We start from the raw sequence: 21851 nt of genomic DNA on the forward strand, positions 1-21851 counted from the left end.
GTAGTGAGCCCGCTTGCCACACAAAAGCTTTCTTGCCACAGGGGAGCAAGCGCCAGGCCTCAGTACCGAATCATCACCGACTTGAGCTCGGTGTAGTCCTCGATGACCGCACTGCCAAACTCCCGACCAATCCCCGCAGAACGGTTGCCGCCAAACGGTACTGCGGGGTCGAGCAGGATGTTGTGACTGACGCCGGTGCAGAAGGGCATGTGCTGACAGTGCGCCAGCAACGAATGTGGGCCTTGATCGACGCCGACCCCAGCCTGGCCTCCGGTGCCGCGTGTGTGGCGCTGACCGCAGACGCCGAAGGCGTGGACGCGCTGTTCGAAGCGCTCAGCCGTGAGATCAACGGCGAGCAACCGGGGCGCGCCGCCGCGCTGGAGAGCCTGACGCGCTTGATCATGATTCGCCTGCTGCGCCTGTGTGCCCATTCGCTGCCGGCGCGCCCGACAAGGCAGTCGGAGTTGCGCTGACGTCCCAAGCGCCGCCCAGTGCCGTGTACAGGTTCACTTCGGCCACCAACTGCGCGAGCCGATCGATGATCAGCGCCTGCTGCGAACTGAACAGCGAACGCTGGGCATCGAGGAACGTCAGGTTGCTGTCCACGCCACTGCGGTAACGGTGTTGGGCCAGGTCGTAATAAGCCTGGTTGGCCGCGACGAAGTCGCGTTGGGCCGCGAGCTGGTCGGTGAACGTCTGGCGGGCGGCGAGGCCATCGGCGACTTCCTGGAAGGCGCTCTGGATGGATTTTTCGTACTGCGCCACGCTGATGTCTTTTTGCAGCTTGGCGTAGTCGAGGCTGGCGCGCAGGCTGCCGGCGTTGAAGATCGGCAGGTTGACCTGCGGCTGGAACGTCCAGGTGCCCGAACCGCCCTTGAACAGCCCCGATAGTTCGGTGCTGGTGCTGCCGGCGTTGGCCGTGAGGGTGACCGACGGAAAGAACGCCGCGCGGGCTGCGCCGATATTGGCGTTGGCCGCCTGCAGCTGGTATTCGGCCTGGAGGATATCCGGACGGCGTTGCAGCAGATCGGACGGCAAGCCAGCGGGCAGGCGCGCCACCAGTTCGTCGGCGAGTGGGCGTGACGGCAGGTGTTCATCCACCGGGCTGCCCACCAGCAGCGTCAGGTTATTCAGGTCCTGGGCGACCTGGCGCGCGTAGCGGGCCACGCTGGCGCGGGTGCTGTCGACGCTGGTACGCGCCTGCACCACGTCCAGCGCCGAGGCCTTGCCGGCGATTTTACTGCGCCGGGTCAACTGCCAACTGTGCTCGTCGGCGGCCAGGGTTTGCTGGGCCAGGGCCAACAGTTCCTGGTCGGCGCGCCAGGTCAGGTAGGCATTCGCGACATTGGCCACCAGGCTCAGTTGCGTGCTGCGCCGCGCCTCTTCGGTGCCCAGGTAAGTCAGCATCGCCTGTTCGCTGAGGCTGCGCACACGGCCGAACAGATCCAGCTCGTAGGCGCTGAGGCCCAGGGTGGCGGAGTAGTTCGAGGTGATCGCGGACTTGCCCGTACCGGTCACATCCCCCGGCAGTTTCTGGCGCTTGCCGGCACCGGTGGCGGACACGGCGGGGAACAGGTCGGCACGCTGGATGCGGTACTGCGCCTGGAAGGCTTCGACGTTCAGCGCGGCCACTCGCAGGTCGCGGTTATTGAGCAGCGCCGCGCCGATCAGTTGCTGCAGCGCCGGGTCGTGGAACATGCCGTGCCAGTCCGAGGTGGGCATGGCGCGGTAGACCCCACCCTGGGGGTACTGCGCCGGCACGGGGGACTCGGGCCGCTGGTACTCGGGGATCAGCGAGCAACCGCCCAGCATCCAGGCCAGCGCAAAGGGGATGAGCGCGGGTCGGTTCATCAGGCGCCGACCATCCATTTGGCCAGGCCGTGTCGGCCGCTCACACCAAGCTTGGCGGCGGCGCGCTTGAGGTAGGTTTCGATGGAGCTGTTTTTCACGCTGAGTTTTTCCGCCATCTGCGGCACGGTGCCGCCCGTCAACAGGCCGAGGCACACCTCTTGCTCGCGCGCCGACAGGGTGATGTCGCCCAGGGACAGGCGTTTGTAGAACGCGTGCTGCAACTGCGACTGCTCCAGCAGGGTGTGGGCCGGCTCCAGCACGGGAGACGGCGCCTGGCGCAGGCTCTGGGCGTGGCACTCGATCAACGGCAGCAACGTGTCCGACAGGCACTTGAGAAACGACAGCTGCGCCAGGGAAAACCCGCGCTGGGTCGGCGGGCGGTAGAACGAAATCACGCAGCGCCGATTGCCCTGGCGTGACACCAGGTTGCACTGGTGCGAGGTGCCCCGTGGGTGCGCGCTGTCGGCCTTGGCCTTGAGCTGGATCAGCAACGGGTCCTGCATGCCGAGCATGTCGCGCAGCAGTGGGTGGTCGTTGATCGAGTGCAGGGTCAGGGGCGGCGGCAGGTCCTGGTTCTGGCCGGCACTGCCGAGCAATTTGATATCGAGTACGCGGTCGCGCAACTCGTCCAGGGTCCATTCACTGAGGTCCACCAGGTGGATCGGTACCCATTTGTCCACCAGGTGCAGCATGTGGGCAGCAAAATCCGCGTGCCCACAGTTGGCAATCAACTCGCCCATTTCGGCATAAAAATGCGTGCTTTGCGTGTTGGCAAAACTGCTCGTCAAACTCATAGCCATCTCATCCTTGATGTCGAAAACCGTCACAAACTCCCTGGGCCTCTACGGGGCGATCCGTTCTTCATGAAGCAGAGTCGGCACTCGAGCGTGTAGTTAGCCTGGGGATTCGTCCTACGTATGTAGCAGAAACGAGGGACACAACGTGCCATAAAAACATCGTCATTAATTCGACGTTTCTGACGGTCCATTCCGGCCGAGATAAATCGAAAATGGTTTTTAGAGTGAATTAACTAGCTGATAAATAAGATAAAATAATCCTTAAAAATCATTCCTGAAAAAATGACATCGGCCGGATATAGCCAATTTCCTACAGCCCTTTAATCGTTTCAGCAGTGAGCCATCAGCCAAGCCCGTTTCGCGCCTTCCGGCTGTCCGGGTTTCGGGTGTCAGAGGGCCTGCGGACCCCATGCTCAAATCCGGCCATTTCGCCGTCCCCGAGTGGCCAGCGCCTGATACCCATGAGAAGGATCTTATGAAGCATTCTCCCAGCTTCCCCCTCACCGCCGCCCAGCAGGACATCTGGCTCGACCAACTGCGCGCGGGCGATTCGCCGCTGTACAACATCGGCGGCTATGTCGACTTCGCGGGTGCGGTGGAGCCCGCGCTGATGCAGCGCGCCATCGAGCAGTTGGTAGCGCTGCACGATGCCTTGCGCACCCAACTGCACAGCGACGCCGACGGCTTGCCGCGCCAGACCTTCGCCGCCAGCTTGACGGTGCACGTGCCCTTGCACGACCTGTGCGCCCATGCCGATCCGCAGGCGGCGGCCCAGGCCTTGATGCAGGCGCACATGGCCCGGCCCTATGCCTTGGACGGCGGGCCGCTGTGGCATTTTTTCCTGGTCAAGCTCGATGACCATCACTATCGCCTCGGTACCCAGGCCCACCACCTGATCCTCGACGGCTGGGGGTTCGGCCAGATGCTGCAATCGCTGGCGCAGCTGTACAGCGCGCTGGAGCAAGGCCGGCAGCCTGAGTGCCTGGCACCGTCCTATGGCGACTTTATCGAGGCCGACCAGCGCTACCACGCGTCCGCGCGCTACCCCCGCGACCGTGCCTATTGGCTCGACCGCTACCCGACCTTGCCCGAGCCATTGCTGGTGCCACGCCACGCCACGCCGATAGCCAGTCACACACTGGTCGAGCCGTTCCCGGTGGCGTTGCTGGACCGCATGGAGGCGGTGGCCAGCCGTTACCAGGCCTCGGCGTTCCATGTGCTGCTGGCGACGCTGTATGTGTATTTCACCCGCGCCTACCAGCGCGAGGAGTGGGTGGTGGGGCTGCCGATTCTCAACCGTTCCAACGCGGCTTTTCGCGCCACGGTCGGCTTGTTCACCCAGGTCAGCGCGGTGCGTTTCAGCTTCAGCGAACAGCTGACGTTCGGCGCGCTGGTGCGCGGTGTGCGGGATCAACTCCAGCAGGATTTTCGCCACCAGCGTTTTCCCCTGAGCGAGATGAACCGCGAACTCGGCCTGCGCCGCAGCGATCGCGGCCAGCTGTTTGATCTGTCGGTATCGTTCGAACAGGACGACCACGATCTGCGCTTTGGCCAGGTCCAGGCGCGTGCCGTCAAAGTCTCCAACCACCATGAAGCGCTGCCCCTCGCCATCCACTTGCGCAGCAACCGCTGCCAGGCCACCGCGAGCCTGCATTGCGTGTACCACCAGGCGTACTTCCAGCACGACGAAGTGCAGGCGCTGGCACGACGGTTTAGCTGGCTGCTGGAACAAGGCCTGGCGGACACCGCGCAGCCGATCGGCGAGTTTTCCCTGGTCACGCCTGCCGAGCACGACCAGTTGCAACGCTTCAATGCCACCGCGCAGCCCAGTGCCGAACCGTACACCCTGCACACCCGTATCGAAGCGCAGGCCGCGCGCGCACCGGATGCCGTCGCCGTGGTGCAGCAGGGCCGGCAACTGAACTACGCCCAGCTCGATCAACAGGCCAACGCCCTGGCCCATCAGTTGCTCGAACATGGGGTGCAGCCGGATGATCGCGTGGCGATCCTGGCGCGGCGCAGCCCGGACACGCTGGTGGCACTCCTGGCGATTCTCAAGTCCGGCGCCTGCTACGTGCCGGTGGACCCCGCGCATCCGGCGGAACGCCTGCATTACCTGCTGCACGACAGCGCGCCGGTGGTGGTGCTGACCCAGCACGCGCTGCTGGCGCGCCTGCCGGCGCTGGACGTGCCGGTAGTCCTGTTGGATCGCCCGACCTCTCACCGGGCCGGCAATCCGCGCGTAGCGGTCAGCGCGGCGAACCTCGCCTATGTGATCTACACCTCCGGTTCCACCGGGTTGCCCAAGGGCGTGATGGTCGAGCACCGCACCGTGGCCAATCTGGTCGACTGGCACTGCCGGGCCTTCGACCTGCACGCCGGCAGCCACACCGCCAGCGTCGCCGGTTTCGGGTTTGATGCGATGGCCTGGGAAGTCTGGCCGGCCTTGTGCGTCGGCGCGACGCTGCACCTGCCACCGGCCCACGATGGCGCGGAGGACATCGACGCGCTGCTGCACTGGTGGCGCGCCCAGCCGTTGCAGGTGGGGTTTCTGCCGACGCCGGTGGCCGAATACGCCTTCAGCCAGCAGCAGGGCCATCCGACCCTGCGCACCTTGCTGGTCGGCGGCGACCGCCTGCGCAGCTTCAACCAGGCGCAGACCTTCGAGGTCATCAACAATTACGGCCCTACGGAAGCCACGGTGGTCGCGACGTCCGGCCGGGTGGAGGCGGGCCAGCCCGTGCATATCGGTGGGCCTGTCGCGAATGCCCGCGTCTACCTGCTGGACGCCCGGCAGCGCCCGGTGCCGATTGGCGCAGTGGGGGAGTTGTACGTCGGCGGCCGGGGCGTGGCGCGTGGTTACCTGAATCGGCCCGAACTGAACGCCGAGCGCTTTCTCGATGATCCTTTCAACGCTGGCCGGATGTACCGCACCGGTGACCTCGCGCGCTGGCTGCCCGACGGCAACCTTGAGTACCTGGGGCGCAATGACGACCAGGTGAAAATCCGCGGCGTGCGCATCGAACTGGGGGAAATCGAAGCGGCGCTGGTCACCCATCCGGCGGTCAAGGACGCGGTGGTGCAGTACCGTGAAGGGCAACTGCTGGCGTGGTTTATCCCGCAGCATGCGATTGCGCCCGAAGCCCTGCGCACCCATCTGCACGCCTCGCTGCCGGACTACATGTTGCCCGTGGCCTATGTGCAGCTGGACGCGTTGCCCCTGACCAGCAACGGCAAGCTGGATCGCAAGGCGCTGCCGACACCGACCCAGGCGGCCTTTGTGACGCGCCTTTTCGAGGCCCCCCGTGCAGGCGTGGAAACCACCCTGGCGCAGCTCTGGGCCGAGCTGTTGCAGGTGCAGCAGGTGGGTCGGCATGACCACTTTTTTGAACTTGGCGGGCACTCGTTGCTGGCGGTGCAACTGGTGCAACGCATGCGCCAGGCGGGGCTGCAGGCCGATGTACAGGTGCTGTTCGGCCAGCCGACCCTGGCCGCGCTGGCGGCCGTGAGTGAAGGTCGCGATGAGCGGGTACCGGCCAATCGGGTGCCGGCGGATTGCCTGCGGATCACCCCGCAGTTACTGGTCCTGGCCGAGCTGGATCCGCCGAGCATCGAGCGCATTGTCGCCGGCGTCCCCGGTGGCGCCGCCAATGTGCAGGAGATCTACCCGCTGGCGCCGTTGCAGGAAGGCTTGCTCTACCACCATCTCACCGACGAGCGCGATCCCTATCAGCAACACGCGTTGTTCAGCTTCGCGCGCCGTGAACAGTTGGACGCCTTCGCGCAGGCGCTGCAGCAGGTGATCAACCGCCACGATATCCTGCGCACCAGCCTCGCGTGGGACGCCCTGGAGCAGCCGATGCAGGTGGTGTGGCGCCATGCGCAATTGCGCGTCGAACCGCTGCGCGAACCGGCTGAACCGCTCGACTTGCGCCAGGCCCCGCTGATGGCCCTGGACTACGCCGAAGAGCCCCAGCACCGGCGTTGGATCGCGCGCCTGCGGTTTCATCACCTGATCAACGACGCCACCTCGACCGCCGTGCTGGTGGATGAAATCCGCGCTCACTTGCTCGGTGAGCAGGCCCAACTACCGCCATCGGTGCCGTATCGCAACGTGGTGGCGCAGGCCCGCATGCCAGCGCGCCAGGCCGCCCACGAGGCGTTCTTTCGCGAGCGCCTGGCCGCTGTGGATGAACCGACCCTGGCCTTCGGTGTGCAGGCGCGCCAGGCGGATCGTACGCACATCGACGCCTTCGAACAGCCGGTCGGCGATGCCCTTAACCAGCGCCTCAGGGCCCAGGCGCGTGCGCTTGGGGTCAGCGCCGCCAGCCTGTTCCACCTGGCCTGGGCCCAGGTGCTCAGCCGCGTGGCCGGCCGCGAGGATGTGGTGTTCGGCACCGTCTTGCTCGGCCGCCTGCAAGCGGGCGAGGGCGCCGACCGCGCCCTGGGCATGTTCATCAATACCCTGCCGCTGCGCCTGCGCCTGGCCGGGCAGACAGTCATCGAAGCCGTGCACGACACCCATCGGCAACTCAGTGCCTTGCTGGCCCACGAACATGCCTCGCTCGCCCTGGCCCAGCGTTGCAGCGGTACGACACCGTTGTTCAACAGCTTGCTCAACTACCGCCACACCGGCGCCGACCCACAGCCGAAACTGGTCCCCGGCATCGCCTTGCTCAGCAGCGAAGACATCCTCAGCTACCCGTTGATGCTCACCGTGGACGATACCGCCAGTGGCTTCCAACTCAAGGCCAAGGCGCCGCGCCAGGTCGGCGCCGAGCGCTTGCTGGGCTACCTCGACAGCGCATTGGACGGCTTGGCGGCGGCGTTGGAGCACGCCCCGCAAACGCCGTTGCGCGAGGTGCAAGTGGTGCCCGCCCACGAGTTGCAGACATTGCTGGTGGGCTTCAATGCCACCGCCAGCGACTACCCCGACACCCTTACCGTGCAAGCATTGTTTGAAGCCCACGCGCGGCAAATCCCGCATGCCATTGCGGTGCAGGCCGGCGAGCAGCACCTGACTTATCGACAGCTCAACGAACGCGCCAACCAGCTTGCCTACGCTCTGCGCGAGCGCGGCGTGCAGCCGGATTCGCGGGTGGCGCTGTGCGTCGAGCGCGGGCTGGACCTGGTGGTCGGCTTGCTGGCGATCCTCAAGGCCGGTGGCGCCTACGTGCCGCTGGATCCGGGCTACCCGCGCGAGCGCCTGGCCTACATGCTGCACGACAGCCAGCCAGTGGCGTTGCTGGTGCACGCCGCCACACGCGAGGTGATGGGTGACGTGACAATCCCGGTGATCGACTTCGACCGCTGCGCCTGGAGCCAGGCGCCGGACGGCAATCCACGGGTACCGGGCCTGAGTGTCGCCAACCTCGCGTATGTGATGTACACCTCGGGCTCCACCGGTACGCCCAAGGGGGTGATGATCGAACACCGTGGCCTGGGCAACCTGCTGCACTGGGGCTCGCAGCTGTGCCCGAATGCCGAGGGCGGCGCGGTGTTGCAGCGCGCGCCCTTCAGCTTCGATGGCTCGGTGTGGGAGCTGTTCTGGCCGCTGGCCAACGGCATGCGCCTGGTGCTGGCGCGGCCCGATGGGCATCGCGAGCCGGCGTACCTGGCGCAGGTGATTCGCGAGCAGCGGATCACCGTGATCAAGTTCGTGCCGGCGATGCTGCAGCAGTTCCTCGAACTGCAAGAATCCGCCCTGTGCACCAGCCTCACCGACGTGCTGTGTGGCGGCGGCGAACTCACTGAAGCCCTGGCGCGTGGCGTGCAGGCGCGCTTGCCCCAGGTGCGCTTGCATAACGTCTACGGCCCCACCGAAGCCACGGTGGACAGCAGCGCGTGGACCCTGGCCCCCGGCGCACCCGTGCCCGCGCGGCAACTGCCGATCGGCCGCGCGATCAGCAACACCCGCCTGTATGTGCTGGACGAGCACGATGCGCCGGTGCCGCTGGGCGTCAGCGGCCAGTTGCATATTGGCGGCGTCGGTGTTGCGCGCGGCTACCTGGGCCTGGAGCAAATGACCGCCGAGCGCTTTATCGACAGCCCGTTCGTGGCCGGTGACCGCTTGTATCGCACCGGCGACCTGGTGCGCTATTTGCCCGATGGCAACCTTGAATTCCTCGGGCGCAATGACTTCCAGGTCAAGCTGCGCGGCGTGCGCCTGGAGCTGGGGGAGATCGAATCGCGCCTGCTGGCGCACCCGGCGTTGCGCGAAGTGGCGGTGTTGATTCGGGATGAACGCTTGGTGGCGTACTTCACCGTGCGCGCCGAGCCGCCGAGCCTGGAGGCATTGCGCGCGCATATGCTGGAGCAATTGCCGGAGGTCATGGTGCCGGCTGCGTTTGTGCAACTCGACACCTTGCCACTCAACCCGGCCGGCAAACTCGACCGCAAGGCGCTGCCGGAGCCAGGGATGGAGGCGGTGGTCAGTCGCGCTTACGAGGCTCCACTGGGCGAGGTGGAAACCTTAATGTCGGGCATCTGGGCCGAGGTCTTGAAGCTGGAGCGGGTAGGGCGCCACGATCATTTCTTCGAGCTGGGCGGGCATTCATTGCTGGCGGTGAACCTGGTGGCGCGCCTGCGCAAGGCCGGGTTGGCAGTCGATGCGCGGACGCTGTTCAGCCACCCGACCCTGGCGCAGCTGGCCGCCGCCACCGTGATCCCGGTGCAACGCGTGGAAGCGCCGCCCACGGCCATCCCCCACCTCAACCGCCGCCGTCGACTCTGACCCAACAACCTATGGGCGCCGGCTTGCCGGCGATGGCGGTCTATCAGCAACGAGTAAAGTCGATGACCCGCCGCCATCGCCAACCCGCCACCTCCGGCAGGTTGGCCACGGTCGAACGCGCCAATACATGCGGCCTGCCTACAGGTCCTATACGTACGAGGATAACTGCCTACGGCGCGCTGAAAGAAATTCGCTTAAAGAACGACAGTTGTCTCACATTCCCGGGAACTATTTCGTCGCCGTCACCAATAACGTGAGCGTCCCTGATGCATTAAGGGGGACGTTCCAGTGCAATTGAACTTTGAAAACAAGGTAGCCATGAGCTTTTATATTAACGATAACCCTGCAATTTCCCCGCTTTCTCAAGTCGCCCAAAACACGCAACCCGGCATCACAAATAATCAGGATAATCCCGACGGTGAAGCGCGCTTGCAGCAGGTCCTCAAGGACAACCCTATTCTGAACCGGGGAATCCTGTCGAATGACGATGCTTTCAGGCCTGACAAGCAAAGGTTGTTTGAGGGTCTAAAAAAACACGTAGGTGATTTCACCGACGCCAATAAAGATCCAAGCAAGCGCGCCGATGCGTTGCAGAAGTTAGCCGATAAAGCCAATGAAATTGATAAAGACTCAAGTCTTTACAGGCATTCGGGCAGCACACCCGGGGATGGTTTTTTGGATCAGAAATCCGAGGTAGAAGCACTGCGCAAGTACAGCGAAGAACCCGTGCCGGCCCAGAAACAGTCACAGTAACCCGGTTCTACTGGCGGTCGCCCTGACCGCCAGTGTTGCGCAGCAGCGGCAACACCTCCGCCCCCACATGAATCGCCTCTTCCAGGTGCGGAAAACCGGACAGGATAAAGCTGTCCACGCCCAACTGGTGATACTCCTCGATCCGCTCAGCCACCCGTGCATAACTGCCCACCAGCGCGGTGCCGGCGCCACCCCGCACCAGGCCGACCCCGGCCCACAGGTTGGCTGACACTTCCAGCTCCCGCGCCCCACGGCCACGGCCTTGCATCAACTGGGTCTGCCGGCTCTGGCCGACGGACTCATACGTCGCCATCTGCCGTTGCGCCTGGTCGATGGCGTCCTTGGGGATTTCCTCCAGCAAACGCTCTACATGCGCCCATGCCGCCTCATCGGTAGGCGCGGCGAACACGTGCAGGCGCAGGCCGAAGCGCAGGGTACGGCCCTGGGCGGCAGCGAGGTCGCGCATGCGCTGGATGCGTTCGGCGATCATCGCAGGCGGCTCGCACCACATCAGGTAGGTTTGCCCATGGGCCGCGCCGACGCGTTCGGCGGCTTCGGACGCGCCGCCGAAGTAGATCGGCGGCGCAGTCGCCCCCGGCGCCATGGGCGTGTGGATGCCGCTGCGGTAATAACGGCCGGGGTGCGTCGATGGCTGGCCGGCCCAGACGGCCTGGAACACTTGCAGGAACTCGGCGGTGCGCGCGTAGCGTTCGTCGTGCTCGAGAAAGTCGCCGAGGGAGCGCTGCTCGAAGCGGCTGGAACCGGTCACCACGTGCAATGCCAGGCGGTTTTCGCTGAGCAGTTGCAAGGTCGCCGCGCGGTGCGCGGTGTAGGCGGGCAGCTCCAGGCCAGGACGCAGGGTCAGCAGGAATTTCAGGCGACGCACTTCCTGGGCCAGCACGGCGGTGATCAGCCAGGGGTCTTCAAAGCCGCTGGCGGTCGGCACCATGATGCCGTCGAAGCCGGCCTGTTCGGTGGCGCGCACGATCTGGCGCAGGTAATCCAGGGTCGGCGCGCGTTCACCTTGCTGGAACAGCCCGACCTTGGGCAAGCCGCTGCTGGTGAGGTGGCGCCCGTCGCCATTGGTGGGCAGGAACCAGTCCAGCTGGATCGGTGGGCGTGCATCAGTGTTCATGAGCGCTCCTTGCGCAAGAGAGGGACAACCTGTTCGCCAAAGCGCAGCACTTCGCTGACCGCAGGGCCACCTTCCAGGATCAATTGGCTCAAACCCAGCCCGTGCAGTTCCTGCAGGCGCGTAGCGATCTGTTGCGCCGTGCCGACCAGGATCAGCGGCTGGCCCGGCGCCAACTGCAGCAGGTTCGGGTGCACTTCCCATTGGCGCAGCGGGTGACGGGCGCGGGGCAGGGTGGCCAGCAGCTCGTCGGGCAACGCCGGCACCGGCAGCAGCGTGGCGGCGGTTTCCCAGGCGAGGTCTTCGCTGTCGCCAAGGATCAGGCCAAAGGTGCAGGCAAACTTGAGCGACGGTTGAATCGCGCGCCAGCCCTGGATTTCCTTGGCCAGCGCCTTGGGAGGGCCGGGCGCAAGCAGGCAGGTCTGGGCATGCGCGGCGAGCAGCGTGTGGCTCTGGCTGTCGTCCAGCACCAGCGCGGGCGCGGGCAACTCACGGCGGGCGACGCCGGCGTTTTCCAGCTGGAAGTAACGGCCTTGGTAGTCGAGGCCGGTGTCATTGGGCGCGAGCAGTTGCTGGAGGATGTCCAGGTATTCGCCGATGCGTTCGCTGCGCTGGTCGCGGTTGAGCCATTCGCCAAACGCGCTGCGCTCACTGTTGGGCAGGTGCAACTGCACGCGGTGGTTGCTGATCGATTGCAGGCTTTGCAAGGTCGTGGCCAGCGCCGCCGGCAGCATCACCTCGGGCGGCACGCTCACCGACAATTGCACCCGCCGCGTGTGCGCGCACAACGCCGCCGCCACGCCCAGGCTGTCGGCACACAAGGCCCCGCCGGGAATCCACAGGCCGTCGAGGCCGGCGTATTCCACGGCTTGGGCCAGCTGAATCCACTGCCCCGGCCGCGCTGCCCAGTCAGGGGTACACAGGGGCATCAGCCAGCTGAATGCTAAGGGCATGCACACGCTCCACTCTTCATGGTCTTTTCCAACCCAAGGCCGGGGCAATGTCCCTGGCGAGGATTTCCAGGCGCTTGAGAATCTGCGCCTGGGTCGAACTTTCGGCCTGGACGACAGCGATCAGGTCATCAGCATAAGGCAGCAGCGAGGGATCGTGCTGCATGCTTTCAATCACTTCATCGGGATGGCCGTGGTGCACATTCATCAGGCGCAGGTGTTCCTGCAGGTCGACGGCCTGGTCGATCAGGCCTTCGCGTTGCAGGCGCGGGATGTGCCGCTCGATATCCACCGCCAGCTCCGCCTGGGCGCTGGCGCGGTCCGCCGCCGGGAACACCGCCCGGACCACGCCGATACGCGGCGCGCGGCCTGGATGTGACCAGGCCTTGAGGTACGCATCGGCCAAGGGCTTTTGCACGGTCAGCGGATCATGGGTCGCGGTGCCCAGCAACAGGCCGTTGCCCTGTTCGGCGGTGTAGGTGGCGCCGTCGATGCTGGCGTGGGAGTGCCACAGGCGCTGGCGCAAACCGCGCGCGGGTGGCTGCAGTGTGAGCCCACCCGTCAGTGGCTCGCCCTCCAGCAGCCGTTGAAGCGTTTGCTGGCGCTCGGCGAACTCCGCCTGGCGTCGACTCGGGTCGCGCTCGAACGCGCTGAAATTGTCCAGGTTGGCGCCGCCGCTGCCCAGGCCCAGTTGCACACGGCCGCCGCTCAAGGCGTCGAGCACGCTGGCGTCCTCGGCCAGGCGGATCGGGTCTTCGAACGGCAATACGATCACGCCGGTACCCAGCTCGATACGCTGCGTGCGCTCGGCCACCGCCGCCAGCAACACCAAGGGTGACGGCAGGCGCCCAAAGCCGTTGCTGAGGTGGTGCTGGGCAATCCAGCCGCTGTCGAAACCGAGGGCTTCGGCCACTTCGAATTGTTCGATCAGGTCGCGGTAGACCTGCTGTGGATCATCGCCAAAAGCGTGGCTGAGAAAGCCCAGTTTGAACGTCATGACGGGGTTCCTGTGGGCTGCCAGCCCAGGGCTGGGGCAATGTGTTCGCGGATGATCTCCAGCGCGCGAATGGCATCGCGCAACGGCGTGCTGACGGTCTGCACCTGCAGGATCAACTGGTCGTGGGCGGTCAGCGCCGGACCTTGCTGCAACTGCTCGATCATCTGCTGTACCGGGCCGTGCAGGACGCCGAGGCGCTTGAGGGTCGTGTCGAAATCGTCATCGATCGCGCCCTTGAACACGCCAATGCGTTGCTGGCGCTGCACATAGGCGCGGATGTCGTTGCGGGTGGCGTCGTCCGGTGCCGGGAACAGCGCCTGCACCCGCGCGACCCGCGCCGGGGTGCCGTTGTCGCCGGTCCAGGCGTTGCGGTAGCGGTTCACCAGGTCTGTGCCGGCGTCGGCGGGCTGGTGCGGGTTGGGCGCCATGATCAGGCCGTGGCCGCGTTCGGCGACCAGTTCCACGCGGGAGGTCGCCTCCCACAACCGATGGCTCAAGCCGTTGGCGCGTGGCAGCAGGCGCGAGCCGCTGTCGGTCAAGGGCGCGTTGCCGAGTGCGTTGAGCAACTGGTGCAGGTGTTGTTCGTAGTCACGGTGGCGCGCGTCATGTTCGCGGCCGAAGGCGAGGAACGTCTCGGGGTCGAAACCTGCGCCGAGGCCCAACTCCAGGCGGCCATTGCTCAGCAGGTCGAGCACCGCCGCGTCTTCCGCCAGGCGCAGCGGGGGTTCCTGGGGCAGCACGATAATCCCGGTGCCGAGGCTGATGTGCCGCGTGCGTTGGGCCACGGCGGCAAGCAATACCAGCGGCGCGGGCAGGCGTCCGTGCTCACTGGCGAAGTGGTGCTGCGCCACCCAGCCGCTGTCGAAGCCCAGCGCCTCGGCGACCTTGAACAGTTCCAGGGTGTCGCGGTAGACCTTGGGGTCAACGCTGGGGCTGTAGACCCGGCTGAGGAACCCCAGGGAAAAGCCGCCACTCATGGGTTCACCTCCTGCGCCAATTGCTTTTGCAGCGCCGGGCCGGCGCTGACCGATTCCGGCAGGCCACTGAACGGGCTGATGGTCAGGTAACCCTTGTTCAGCCAAACCGCTTCGTCGTTCTGTTGCGCAGCCGTCGCGGCAGGGCTGTACTGGAAACCGATACCCGGCTTGCCCGGCAGGTTGAACTGCTTGAGGTCGTCGGTGTAGAGCGCCTCGAAACCCACATAGCTGCCGACCCGGGTGAGTTTCACGCCTTTGATCTGCGCGTCCTTGGGCAAGTTAATGTTCAGGCCCAGGCCCGGCGGCAACAGCGCGCCGTTGGGCTGGCGATGTTGATCGAGGGCCTTCACCAGTTTCGCCACCAGCAGGGCGGCGCGCTGCGGGTCTTTTTCCTTCAGGTCGGTACTCACCGCCAACGCCGGGATCCCGGCCTGCAACGCCACGCTGGCAGCATTGAAGGTGCCGGAGGCCATATTGATCGCGCCCAGGTTGTTGCCGGGGTTGGGACCGACGATCACCAGGTCGGGGTGCGGCAGGATTTTATTCAGGCCCATCAGCAGCGCCATCACTGGTGTGCCGCTGATTTCGATCTGCACTTCCTTGCCGGCGCAGTCGGCGCTCTGGCACACGCCTTTTTCAAGGGTGCTGAGGTAATAGCTGTCCGGATAGGCCGGGTCGCTGTCGTGGCCAACGGTCACTTCGCGGCCGAAAAAGAACGCGCCGCCACGTGCACTCTGGTCACTTTGCGGCGCGGCAATCTTGACGTTGTGGCCCTGGGCCTTGAGCTCGGTGTACAGGGCGCGAATATTGGGGTGTTGATAACCGTCGTCGTTGCTCAGCAAAATGTTCAAGGCAAACGCCTTGGAGGCGATCAGGCTGCCAAAGGCGAGCATCCATGCGCTGCGTTTCATGCGGTGGCTCCTTGGGTAAAGCGGTTGGGCGGGCGCGGCAGGCCGAGGTTGTCGCGCAGGGTGGTGCCTTCGTATTCGAGACGGAACAGGCCGCGCGCCTGCAGCAGCGGAATCACCTGCTCGACGAACAGGTCGATGGCGCCGGGAAAGTACGGGAAGAACACATTGAAACCATCGCAGGCTCGAGCCTGGAACCATCGCTCGAAGTAATCGGCGACGTCCTCGGCGGTCCCGATCACCGGGTTGCCGCCAGCCAGGCGCAGGTACAACTGGCGGATGCTGAGGTTTTCACTGCGCGCCAGTTCCAGCACTTTGTCGCGACGGCTGCCACGCTGGCCCACCGGGGTGTCCGGCAGCGGGCCGTCGAGGTCATGGCCGGACAGGTCGATGTCATCGCCCAGGGTGTCGGCCAGTAGGCGCAAGCCCAGCACCGGGTCGATCAGCGCCTGGAATTCCTCGAACAGCGCCTGGGCCTGCTCGCGGGTGTCGGCGATGAACGGGGTGACACCGGGCAGGATTTTGACGTGGTCCGGGTCGCGCCCGAGGGCGGCGGCGCGTTGCTTGATGTCCTGGTAGAACGCCTGGGCGCTTTCAAGGCTATGGGCGTGGGCAAAGATCAGTTCGGCGACGCGCGCGGCCAGTTGCTTGCCCGGCTCCGAAGCACCGGCCTGTACCAGCACCGGGTGGCCCTGGGGCGGACGTGCCACGTTGAGCGGGCCCCGGACGGCAAAGTGTTCGCCCCGGTGGTTGAGGGTGTGCAACTTGGCCGGGTCGAAGTATTCACCGCTGGCCTTGTCGCGGGTGAAGGCGTCGTCGTCCCAGCTGTCCCACAGGTCCTTGACCACGTCGTGGAATTCTTCGGCGCGCTGGTAGCGGTCGCCATGGTCCACGTGGTTTTCCCGGCCGAAATTCCAGGCTTCGTCGGAGACCACCGAGGTCACCAGGTTCCAGGCGGCACGGCCCTTGGACAGGTGGTCGAGGGAGGCGAACTTGCGCGCGATATGGTACGGCTCGTTGTAGGTGGTGGTGGCGGTGGCGATCAGGCCGATATTGCGGGTCACGGCGGCCAGGGCCGACATCAGCGTCAGCGGCTCGAAGTGTTCGGCGCGGGCGGTGCGGCTGAGGGCGTCGTGGTGATGGCCCCACAGCGCGACCACATCGGCGATGAACAGCGCGTCGAATTTGCCGCGCTCGGCGGTCTGCGCGATGTGCTTGAAGTGCTCGAAATCCAGGCTGGCATCGGCCTGGGCGAGGGGGTGACGCCAGGCAGCCACGTGGTGGCCGCTGTTGGCGAGGAAGGCCCCCAGTTTGAGTTGATCGGTGCGGCGGGTCATGAACAGGCTCCCATCGAGGTCAGGCACGGAGCCGGCGAACCGGCCCCGTGGGCTGGGTCAGAAGTTGTAGGTCACGCCGGTGTACCAGTAGCCGCCGGTGGTGCCGTAGGGCGAGAAGTTGCCGTAGGGGAAGCCGCCCGAGCTGCTGGCCAGGTCGGTGCGTTCCGGGTACTTGTTGAACAGGTTGTTGGCGCCGGCATTCAGGGTGATTGCCGGGGTCAGGTGGTAGTCGATATTGAGGTCGGTGATCCACGCCGGCGAGAAGGTGCGGTCGTAGATTTCAGCCGTACCGTACTGGGTGTATTCGCCGTAGCGGGTCAGGTTGAGGCCGACTTCCAGCTTGTCGTAGGTCCAGGTGGTGCCCAGCAGCAGCTTGGATTGCGGCAGGCCGTACTTGAGGTTGCCCTGGCGCTGACGGTCGTAGCCACCGTCCGGGCCGAGGGCCTGGGCAGCGACGGCGGACGCGTGGATGTCGTCGATCTGCGTGGTGTTCCAGTTGAAGCCCGCAGAGTATTTCAGGCTGCCCCAGGCGCCGATGTCCTGGCGATAGTCGCCGACCAGGTCGATACCTCGGGTGGTGGTGTCCAGGGCGTTGGTGAAGTAGGTGACGGCCTGGTTCGGGTTGAGCCCGGCGGCGGCGAGAATCGCGCTGATCTGCGGGGTGCCGCCGAGGTAGCCGGTCTGGGCGATCCGGTCCTTGATTTTGATCTGGTACGCATCGAGGGTGATGTTGGTGGCGTCAGTGGGTTGCAGGGTGATGCCAAGGCTGAAGTTGGTGGATTTTTCCGGCTTGAGCTTGCTCGCGCCCAGGGCCTTGGCCACGTCGGAATCGACCGCCACGTTGCGGTAGTCGAACAGCTGGCCATTCACGCTGGTCTGCGAGGTGGCGCTGTAGATCTGCTGGGCCAGCGATGGTGCGCGAAAGCCGGTGCTGACGGTGCCGCGCACGGCCAGGATCGGGGTCAACTGGTAGCGCGTGGAGAGCTTGCCGTTGGTGGTGTTGCCGGAGCCATCGTCGTAATGCTCGTAGCGCCCGGCCAGGTCGACGTGCCATTTATCGGTGAAGTCCTGGCCGATTTCGCCGTAGGCGGCCAGGCTGTCGCGGCTCTTCTCGGCGGCGTCGGCGGGCGTGGTGCCGGCACCGGAAATGGTCCCAGGCGGGATCAGCGCGCCGTTGGCACCGGTGCTGAACGGCCCGCTGGCGTAGGAGGCTACGTCACCCTTGCCGATCTTGTAATCCTCGTAGCGATGTTCCAGGCCCCAGGAAATCTGCGTGGGCTTGTACAGGCCGAGGTCGAAGGCGCGGGTCAGGTCGAGGTTGTTGGTCCACTGGCTGAAGGTTTTTACCCCGGTGTCCACCGAGGTCGGCGACGTCGGGCCGTAGCTCAGGTTGTAGGTGTCGGTGAGGGTGGCGCGCGCGTGGTCCTGGCCGAACGTGCTGGACAGGTCATAGTCCCAGCCGGCGGCCTTGCCCTTGCCGCCGAACGCGACCTGGAAGTCTTCTTCGATAAAGCGCAGGTTGTCTTCAATCCCTTCCGGATAGGGCGTCTGGATGCCGTTGAAGCTCGACGGCTGGTGGAAGGCCAGGGGCTTTTCCGAGTTGCGGTGGGTGTAGGTGGAAAACGAATACAAGGTCAGCGCATCGTCCACCGGCAGCTCGGCGTTGTAGCCCAGGCTGAAGTTCTTCGCCTCGGGCAGGCCGGTGCCGTAGTAGGTGTGCTGCAGACTGGTGTTGCCGGCAGAGTCGGTGTACGGCGCGTTGTCGGAACGGTCGGAGATGTTTTGTTTTTTCACGTCCAGCGCCAGGTTGATAAACCCGTCGTTGGGCAGGGCCAGGCCGATATTGCCGGTCTGGCGCGCGGTTTCGCCGTCGCCGTTTTCATAGTTCTGGCCGTAGCTGGTGGACAGGCTGCCGCCGTGGTCGGTCTGCTTGAGTACCACGTTGACCACGCCGCCGATCGCATCCGAGCCGTACTGGGCCGAGGCGCCATCGCGCAGCACTTCCACGTGATCCACCAGGGCGGTGGGGATCATGTCCAGGTCCACCGGTTGCGAGCCGGAGTTGAGGTAAGTGCCGTTGTTGAGCAGCGCGCTGTTGTGGCGGCGCTTGCCGTTGACCAGCACCAGCACCTGGTCGCCGTTGAGGCCACGCAGGCTGATCGGGCGGACCACCGAGGTGGAACCGAAGCCGGAGGACGCCGGCTGATTGAGCGACGGCAGCACCTTGCTCAAGGCGCGGGTCAGGTCGCCCTGGCCGGTGGCGAGCAGTTGCTTGGAGGAGATCACATCCACCGGCGCCGGGCTTTCGGCGAGGGTGCGCGCCTGGCCACGGTTGCCGATCACCACCACGGTGTCCAGGGGGTTGTCGCTGGCCGGGGTGTCGGCGGCGAGGGTCAGGCTGCTGTAACTGGCGGCCTCGCACAGGGCGAGGAATAACAGCGTGTGGGCGAAGGCCTTGCGGGGCCTGCGGCCGGCGGCGCGGGATGCATTCATGATGGGCAACACTCCAATGGGTAGGGTGGCTTGTTGAGTTCAAGCTCTGGTGGGAGGCTTGAGAGCAAGGCCTGTGCCATGTGGAAAAGTTTTTTAAAAACAATGAGTTGATGAGTTGTTGAACAGGACGCTGGTGTTTTTCTAACAGGCGCGAAGGCAGGGTGTTGGTTTTTGTGCAGGGGTTTTTCCGGGCCATCCGGTTTTGCCTCGCGAGGCCGGGGCGCCGATGCTTGGCACACCCCTTGCTCTCCCCACGCCATACCTAAACCCAAGGAAGCTTTTTCTGTATGCCTAGACCCGGCCCGCGCAACGCCCTCACTGATATCCCAGGCCTTACGGTCGGCCACGCCACGGACCTGCACGTCGACACCGGCGTCACGGTGATCCGCCCCGATGGTTTCTGGACCGCCAGTATCGACATCCGCGGCGGCGGCCCCGGCGGGCGCGAGACGGCCGCCCTGGAGCCGGAAAACATGGTCGGCCAGCTGCATGCCCTGGTCTTCGCCGGCGGCTCGGTGTTTGGCCTCGGCGCCGCCGATGCCGTGGCCGCGAAGCTGTCCCAGGACCAGGTCGGGTTGCACCTGAAACCGGGCGCCCCGGCGATCCCCATCGTGCCCGCTGCGGTGTTGCATGACCTGGCCAATGGCGGCGACAAAGCCTGGGGCCTGGAACCGCCTTATCGGCGCCTGGGCTTTGAAGCGCTGGCAAATGCCGCCGAGGACTTCGAGCTGGGCTCGGTCGGCGCTGGCCGTGGCGCCATGGCCGGGGTGTTGAAGGGCGGGCTGGGCACGGCCTCGCTGGACCTGGGCGACGGGCTGATCGTCGCGGCCCTGGTGGTCGCCAACCCGATCGGCTCGGTGTACATGCCCGACGGCAAGACTTTCTGGGCCTGGCCCTGGGAAGTCGCCGGTGAGTTCGGCGGCCAGCGGCCCGAGGGCGTGATGGACTGCAGCGACCCGATCCCCGAGCTGTCGCGCCTGGATTCCATGGGCCGCCTGCAAGCCGGGGCGAACACCACGTTGGTGGTGGTCGCCAGCACTGCGCGCCTCAGTGTTGCCGAGTGCAAGCGCGTGGCGATCATGGCCCAGGACGGCATCGCCCGCGCCGTGCGCCCGGCGCATTTGCCGTTCGATGGCGACACGGTCTTTGCGCTGGCGTCGGCGGCAGTGGAGCTGACCGACGGACCACGGCGGCAGGTGGAGATTGGCTGTATTGGTTCGGCGGCGGCCGATTGTGTGGCGCGGGCGATTGCCCGGGGGGTGTTTGCCGCGCGAAGCCAATGAGCAGCACGGATTCCTGTAGGGGCTGGCTTGCCGGCGATGGCAATCTGTCAGTTGGGCCACATGCCGCTGACCGACCGCTATCGCAGGCAAGCCAGCGCCTACTGTTTGGATCTGTGAACATCAGGCAAAGCGTGCAAGCCGCTCCTGGGCTTTTGCTGCCTGCTCCGGCAATCCCAGCGCCTCATACACCCGCACCAGGCTGCGATTGGTCGGCACGTCCCAGCCGTCATACCGGCGGCGCAACTCCAATGCCTGCTGGGCGCCGGACCAATCCCCGGCTTGCAAGCGCGCATCCAGCTCGACCTGGGCGAACAAGTCGCGCTGGGCGTGGCTGCCGCCAATTTCGTTCAGGCGCGGCAGGGCAATGCCCAGTTGTTCAAGCGCGACGTGGGCATCGCCGCGTGCATGGGCGAGCAGGCCACGCGCCAACGGCAGCGTCACTTCGCCCCACACCGGCCGTGCGTGAAGGCTGTGGTGCTGCAGCGCCGCCAGCAGGGTGTCTGCCTCCGGCTGGCCCGCGCGAGCCAGGCCATACAGGTACTGCACGCTCAAAAACGGCTGCACGGTGTCGGCGGTACGGCGTTGCAGGTAGGGCGCCAAGGCCTGCCAGCGCTGGCCCACGTCGATGCCGGCCAATTCCAGGCGCGCCAGCAGGGACACGGCGCCGACTTGGTCCTGGGAGTACTCCGGGAGGATGCCCCACACATGCTGGTCGTAAATCGCCAATACGCGTTGATCCTCGCCCCGGGCCAGGTAAAACAGCGCGAGGTGCCACCAGTTGTGGGTGTACATGAAGGAGTTCAGGCCGTCCCAGTGGTGCTTGACGCTTTCCAGGAACGCGGTGCCTTCCTCGATGCGCCCGTGGGTCAGCAACACGTGGGCGAGGGCGTGTTGAGCCCAGGGCTCCGACGGTTGCAGGCGCAGGGCTTCGCGGGCGCTGGCTTCGGCTTCTTCGAGCAGGTGGCACTGCTCGTAGGCGAAGGCGAGCAGGCCGTGGCTGTGGGCAATGTCGGGCGCGCCGGCACGGGCCTTGAGCCCGATGCGCAACAGCGCCGGCCAGTTGCCGCGGTTGAACTCCAGGTACTGGTTGAGCTTGGCGGCGAACAGGTCGCGAGGGTAGCGGTCGAGCAGGTTTTCGCTCAACTGCAGGACCTGATCGAGGTCGTCCTTGATCCAGGCATGCAGCGCGTTAAGGTACAACTGGGCGCGCGGGTGGTCGGTGTTCACGGCTACGCCGCGCTGGCGGTATTTTTCCGCCAGCGCCGGGCCTTGCGGAGACTCGATGAACATCAGCAGCAAGCCGGCAAACGCATTGGCCAGTGCCGAGTCCGGGTTGGCATCGGCGGCGGCAAGGATGCCTTCGGCGCGGGGCTGGTAGCCGAGGAAGCCGCCGATGAAATCGTCCAACCCCTGGCGGGTGATGGGGTCGGTGGTGTCGATGGGGTTGCCCAGGTAATCCAGTGGCATGGTGAAGAGGCTCTTGGTTTCAGATGGGTTTGGAGGGGCAAACCTTGTGCCAGCTGACACCGTGGCGCTCATGTGGGCGCTGGCGTGCCGGCGAGAGCGGTGGGTCGGCGATGGATTTGTTGGCTGAGACACCACCATCGCCGGCAAGCTGGCTCCTGCAGGGGCTGTTGCTT

13 protein-coding genes and 2 pseudogenes are annotated in these 21851 nt (G+C 65.6%); 4 read left to right on the forward strand and 11 right to left on the reverse strand.

Annotated features, from left to right (window positions below; genetic code table 11):
• Nucleotides 1-59 precede the first annotated feature (59 nt).
• Nucleotides 60-191: pseudogene (locus QMX97_RS11465) on the reverse strand (aldehyde dehydrogenase family protein); the annotation flags it as partial.
• Here QMX97_RS11465 and QMX97_RS11470 point away from each other — a divergent pair.
• A pseudogene (locus QMX97_RS11470) lies at nucleotides 183-470 on the forward strand (4-hydroxyphenylacetate catabolism regulatory protein HpaA); the annotation flags it as partial. The pseudogenes QMX97_RS11465 and QMX97_RS11470 sit on opposite strands and share 9 nt — an antisense overlap.
• Here the strand turns inward: QMX97_RS11470 and QMX97_RS11475 are convergent.
• Nucleotides 400-1851 (reverse strand): efflux transporter outer membrane subunit, encoded by a 1452-nt coding sequence (locus tag QMX97_RS11475; protein WP_282396954.1) that lies wholly within the window; start codon nucleotides 1849-1851, stop codon nucleotides 400-402. The pseudogene QMX97_RS11470 and the gene QMX97_RS11475 overlap by 71 nt on opposite strands.
• On the reverse strand, nucleotides 1851-2645 hold the full coding sequence (locus QMX97_RS11480) for a helix-turn-helix transcriptional regulator (RefSeq protein ID WP_282396955.1): 795 nt from the start codon (nucleotides 2643-2645) through the stop codon (nucleotides 1851-1853). The genes QMX97_RS11475 and QMX97_RS11480 overlap by 1 nt, the downstream gene beginning before the upstream one ends.
• A 478-nt stretch (nucleotides 2646-3123) precedes the next feature.
• Between QMX97_RS11480 and QMX97_RS11485 the strand changes: the two genes are divergently transcribed.
• Both QMX97_RS11485 and QMX97_RS11490 read left to right on the forward strand, forming a co-directional pair.
• Nucleotides 3124-9381 carry a non-ribosomal peptide synthetase gene (locus tag QMX97_RS11485; protein WP_282396956.1) on the forward strand — a complete coding sequence of 2086 codons (6258 nt, stop codon included), beginning with the start codon at nucleotides 3124-3126 and terminating at the stop codon, nucleotides 9379-9381.
• 288 nt (nucleotides 9382-9669) lie between these two features.
• Entirely contained in the window at nucleotides 9670-10134 is a 465-nt protein-coding gene (locus QMX97_RS11490) for a hypothetical protein (protein ID WP_157955066.1), read from the forward strand.
• A 7-nt stretch (nucleotides 10135-10141) separates the two neighbouring features.
• On the opposite strand, the gene QMX97_RS11495 is transcribed toward QMX97_RS11490, so the two are convergent.
• From QMX97_RS11495 to QMX97_RS11525, 7 genes are read right to left on the reverse strand one after another with little or no spacing between them, the layout of a single operon-like run.
• On the reverse strand, nucleotides 10142-11269 hold the full coding sequence (locus QMX97_RS11495; RefSeq protein WP_282396957.1) for an LLM class flavin-dependent oxidoreductase: 1128 nt from the start codon (nucleotides 11267-11269) through the stop codon (nucleotides 10142-10144).
• Nucleotides 11266-12219 carry an LLM class flavin-dependent oxidoreductase gene (locus QMX97_RS11500; RefSeq protein ID WP_065904116.1) on the reverse strand — a complete coding sequence of 318 codons (954 nt, stop codon included), beginning with the start codon at nucleotides 12217-12219 and terminating at the stop codon, nucleotides 11266-11268. Before QMX97_RS11500 ends, QMX97_RS11495 begins: the two co-directional genes overlap by 4 nt.
• Before the next feature lie 16 nt (nucleotides 12220-12235).
• Nucleotides 12236-13213, reverse strand: coding sequence for an LLM class flavin-dependent oxidoreductase (locus QMX97_RS11505; RefSeq protein WP_065904114.1), 978 nt, complete (start codon nucleotides 13211-13213; stop codon nucleotides 12236-12238).
• Nucleotides 13210-14190, reverse strand: coding sequence for an LLM class flavin-dependent oxidoreductase (locus tag QMX97_RS11510; protein WP_282396958.1), 981 nt, complete (start codon nucleotides 14188-14190; stop codon nucleotides 13210-13212). Before QMX97_RS11510 ends, QMX97_RS11505 begins: the two co-directional genes overlap by 4 nt.
• Nucleotides 14187-15101, reverse strand: a complete 915-nt coding sequence (locus QMX97_RS11515) for a 5'/3'-nucleotidase SurE (protein WP_065904108.1) — start codon at nucleotides 15099-15101, stop codon at nucleotides 14187-14189. Before QMX97_RS11515 ends, QMX97_RS11510 begins: the two co-directional genes overlap by 4 nt.
• Nucleotides 15098-16435 carry an LLM class flavin-dependent oxidoreductase gene (locus QMX97_RS11520; RefSeq protein WP_065904105.1) on the reverse strand — a complete coding sequence of 446 codons (1338 nt, stop codon included), beginning with the start codon at nucleotides 16433-16435 and terminating at the stop codon, nucleotides 15098-15100. Before QMX97_RS11520 ends, QMX97_RS11515 begins: the two co-directional genes overlap by 4 nt.
• A 57-nt stretch (nucleotides 16436-16492) precedes the next feature.
• Nucleotides 16493-18928 carry a TonB-dependent receptor gene (locus QMX97_RS11525; RefSeq protein ID WP_282396959.1) on the reverse strand — a complete coding sequence of 812 codons (2436 nt, stop codon included), beginning with the start codon at nucleotides 18926-18928 and terminating at the stop codon, nucleotides 16493-16495.
• A gap of 287 nt (nucleotides 18929-19215) precedes the next feature.
• On the opposite strand from QMX97_RS11525, the gene QMX97_RS11530 reads away from it, so the two are divergent.
• Nucleotides 19216-20211 (forward strand): P1 family peptidase, encoded by a 996-nt coding sequence (locus QMX97_RS11530; protein ID WP_065904101.1) that lies wholly within the window; start codon nucleotides 19216-19218, stop codon nucleotides 20209-20211.
• 120 nt (nucleotides 20212-20331) lie between these two features.
• On the opposite strand, the gene QMX97_RS11535 is transcribed toward QMX97_RS11530, so the two are convergent.
• Nucleotides 20332-21678, reverse strand: coding sequence for a tetratricopeptide repeat protein (locus tag QMX97_RS11535; protein ID WP_282396960.1), 1347 nt, complete (start codon nucleotides 21676-21678; stop codon nucleotides 20332-20334).
• Between the last annotated feature and the right edge of the window lie 173 nt (nucleotides 21679-21851).

Source organism: Pseudomonas sp. PS01298, assembly GCF_029959745.1.
GTDB classification, from domain to species: Bacteria; Pseudomonadota; Gammaproteobacteria; order Pseudomonadales; family Pseudomonadaceae; genus Aquipseudomonas; species Aquipseudomonas aylmerensis.

Excerpts from the sequence above, each read along its gene's own strand:
- QMX97_RS11525 (WP_282396959.1), bottom strand. The coding sequence starts at position 18,928 with ATGAATGCATCCCGCGCCGCCGGCCGCAGGCCCCGCAAGGCCTTCGCC.
- QMX97_RS11520 (WP_065904105.1), bottom strand. The coding sequence starts at position 16,435 with ATGACCCGCCGCACCGATCAACTCAAACTGGGGGCCTTCCTCGCCAAC.
- QMX97_RS11475 (WP_282396954.1), bottom strand. The coding sequence starts at position 1,851 with ATGAACCGACCCGCGCTCATCCCCTTTGCGCTGGCCTGGATGCTGGGC.
- QMX97_RS11535 (WP_282396960.1), bottom strand. The coding sequence starts at position 21,678 with ATGCCACTGGATTACCTGGGCAACCCCATCGACACCACCGACCCCATC.
- QMX97_RS11510 (WP_282396958.1), bottom strand. The coding sequence starts at position 14,190 with ATGAGTGGCGGCTTTTCCCTGGGGTTCCTCAGCCGGGTCTACAGCCCC.
- QMX97_RS11480 (WP_282396955.1), bottom strand. The coding sequence starts at position 2,645 with ATGAGTTTGACGAGCAGTTTTGCCAACACGCAAAGCACGCATTTTTAT.
- QMX97_RS11495 (WP_282396957.1), bottom strand. The coding sequence starts at position 11,269 with ATGAACACTGATGCACGCCCACCGATCCAGCTGGACTGGTTCCTGCCC.
- QMX97_RS11485 (WP_282396956.1), top strand. The coding sequence starts at position 3,124 with ATGAAGCATTCTCCCAGCTTCCCCCTCACCGCCGCCCAGCAGGACATC.
- QMX97_RS11530 (WP_065904101.1), top strand. The coding sequence starts at position 19,216 with ATGCCTAGACCCGGCCCGCGCAACGCCCTCACTGATATCCCAGGCCTT.
- QMX97_RS11515 (WP_065904108.1), bottom strand. The coding sequence starts at position 15,101 with ATGAAACGCAGCGCATGGATGCTCGCCTTTGGCAGCCTGATCGCCTCC.
- QMX97_RS11500 (WP_065904116.1), bottom strand. The coding sequence starts at position 12,219 with ATGCCCTTAGCATTCAGCTGGCTGATGCCCCTGTGTACCCCTGACTGG.
- QMX97_RS11505 (WP_065904114.1), bottom strand. The coding sequence starts at position 13,213 with ATGACGTTCAAACTGGGCTTTCTCAGCCACGCTTTTGGCGATGATCCA.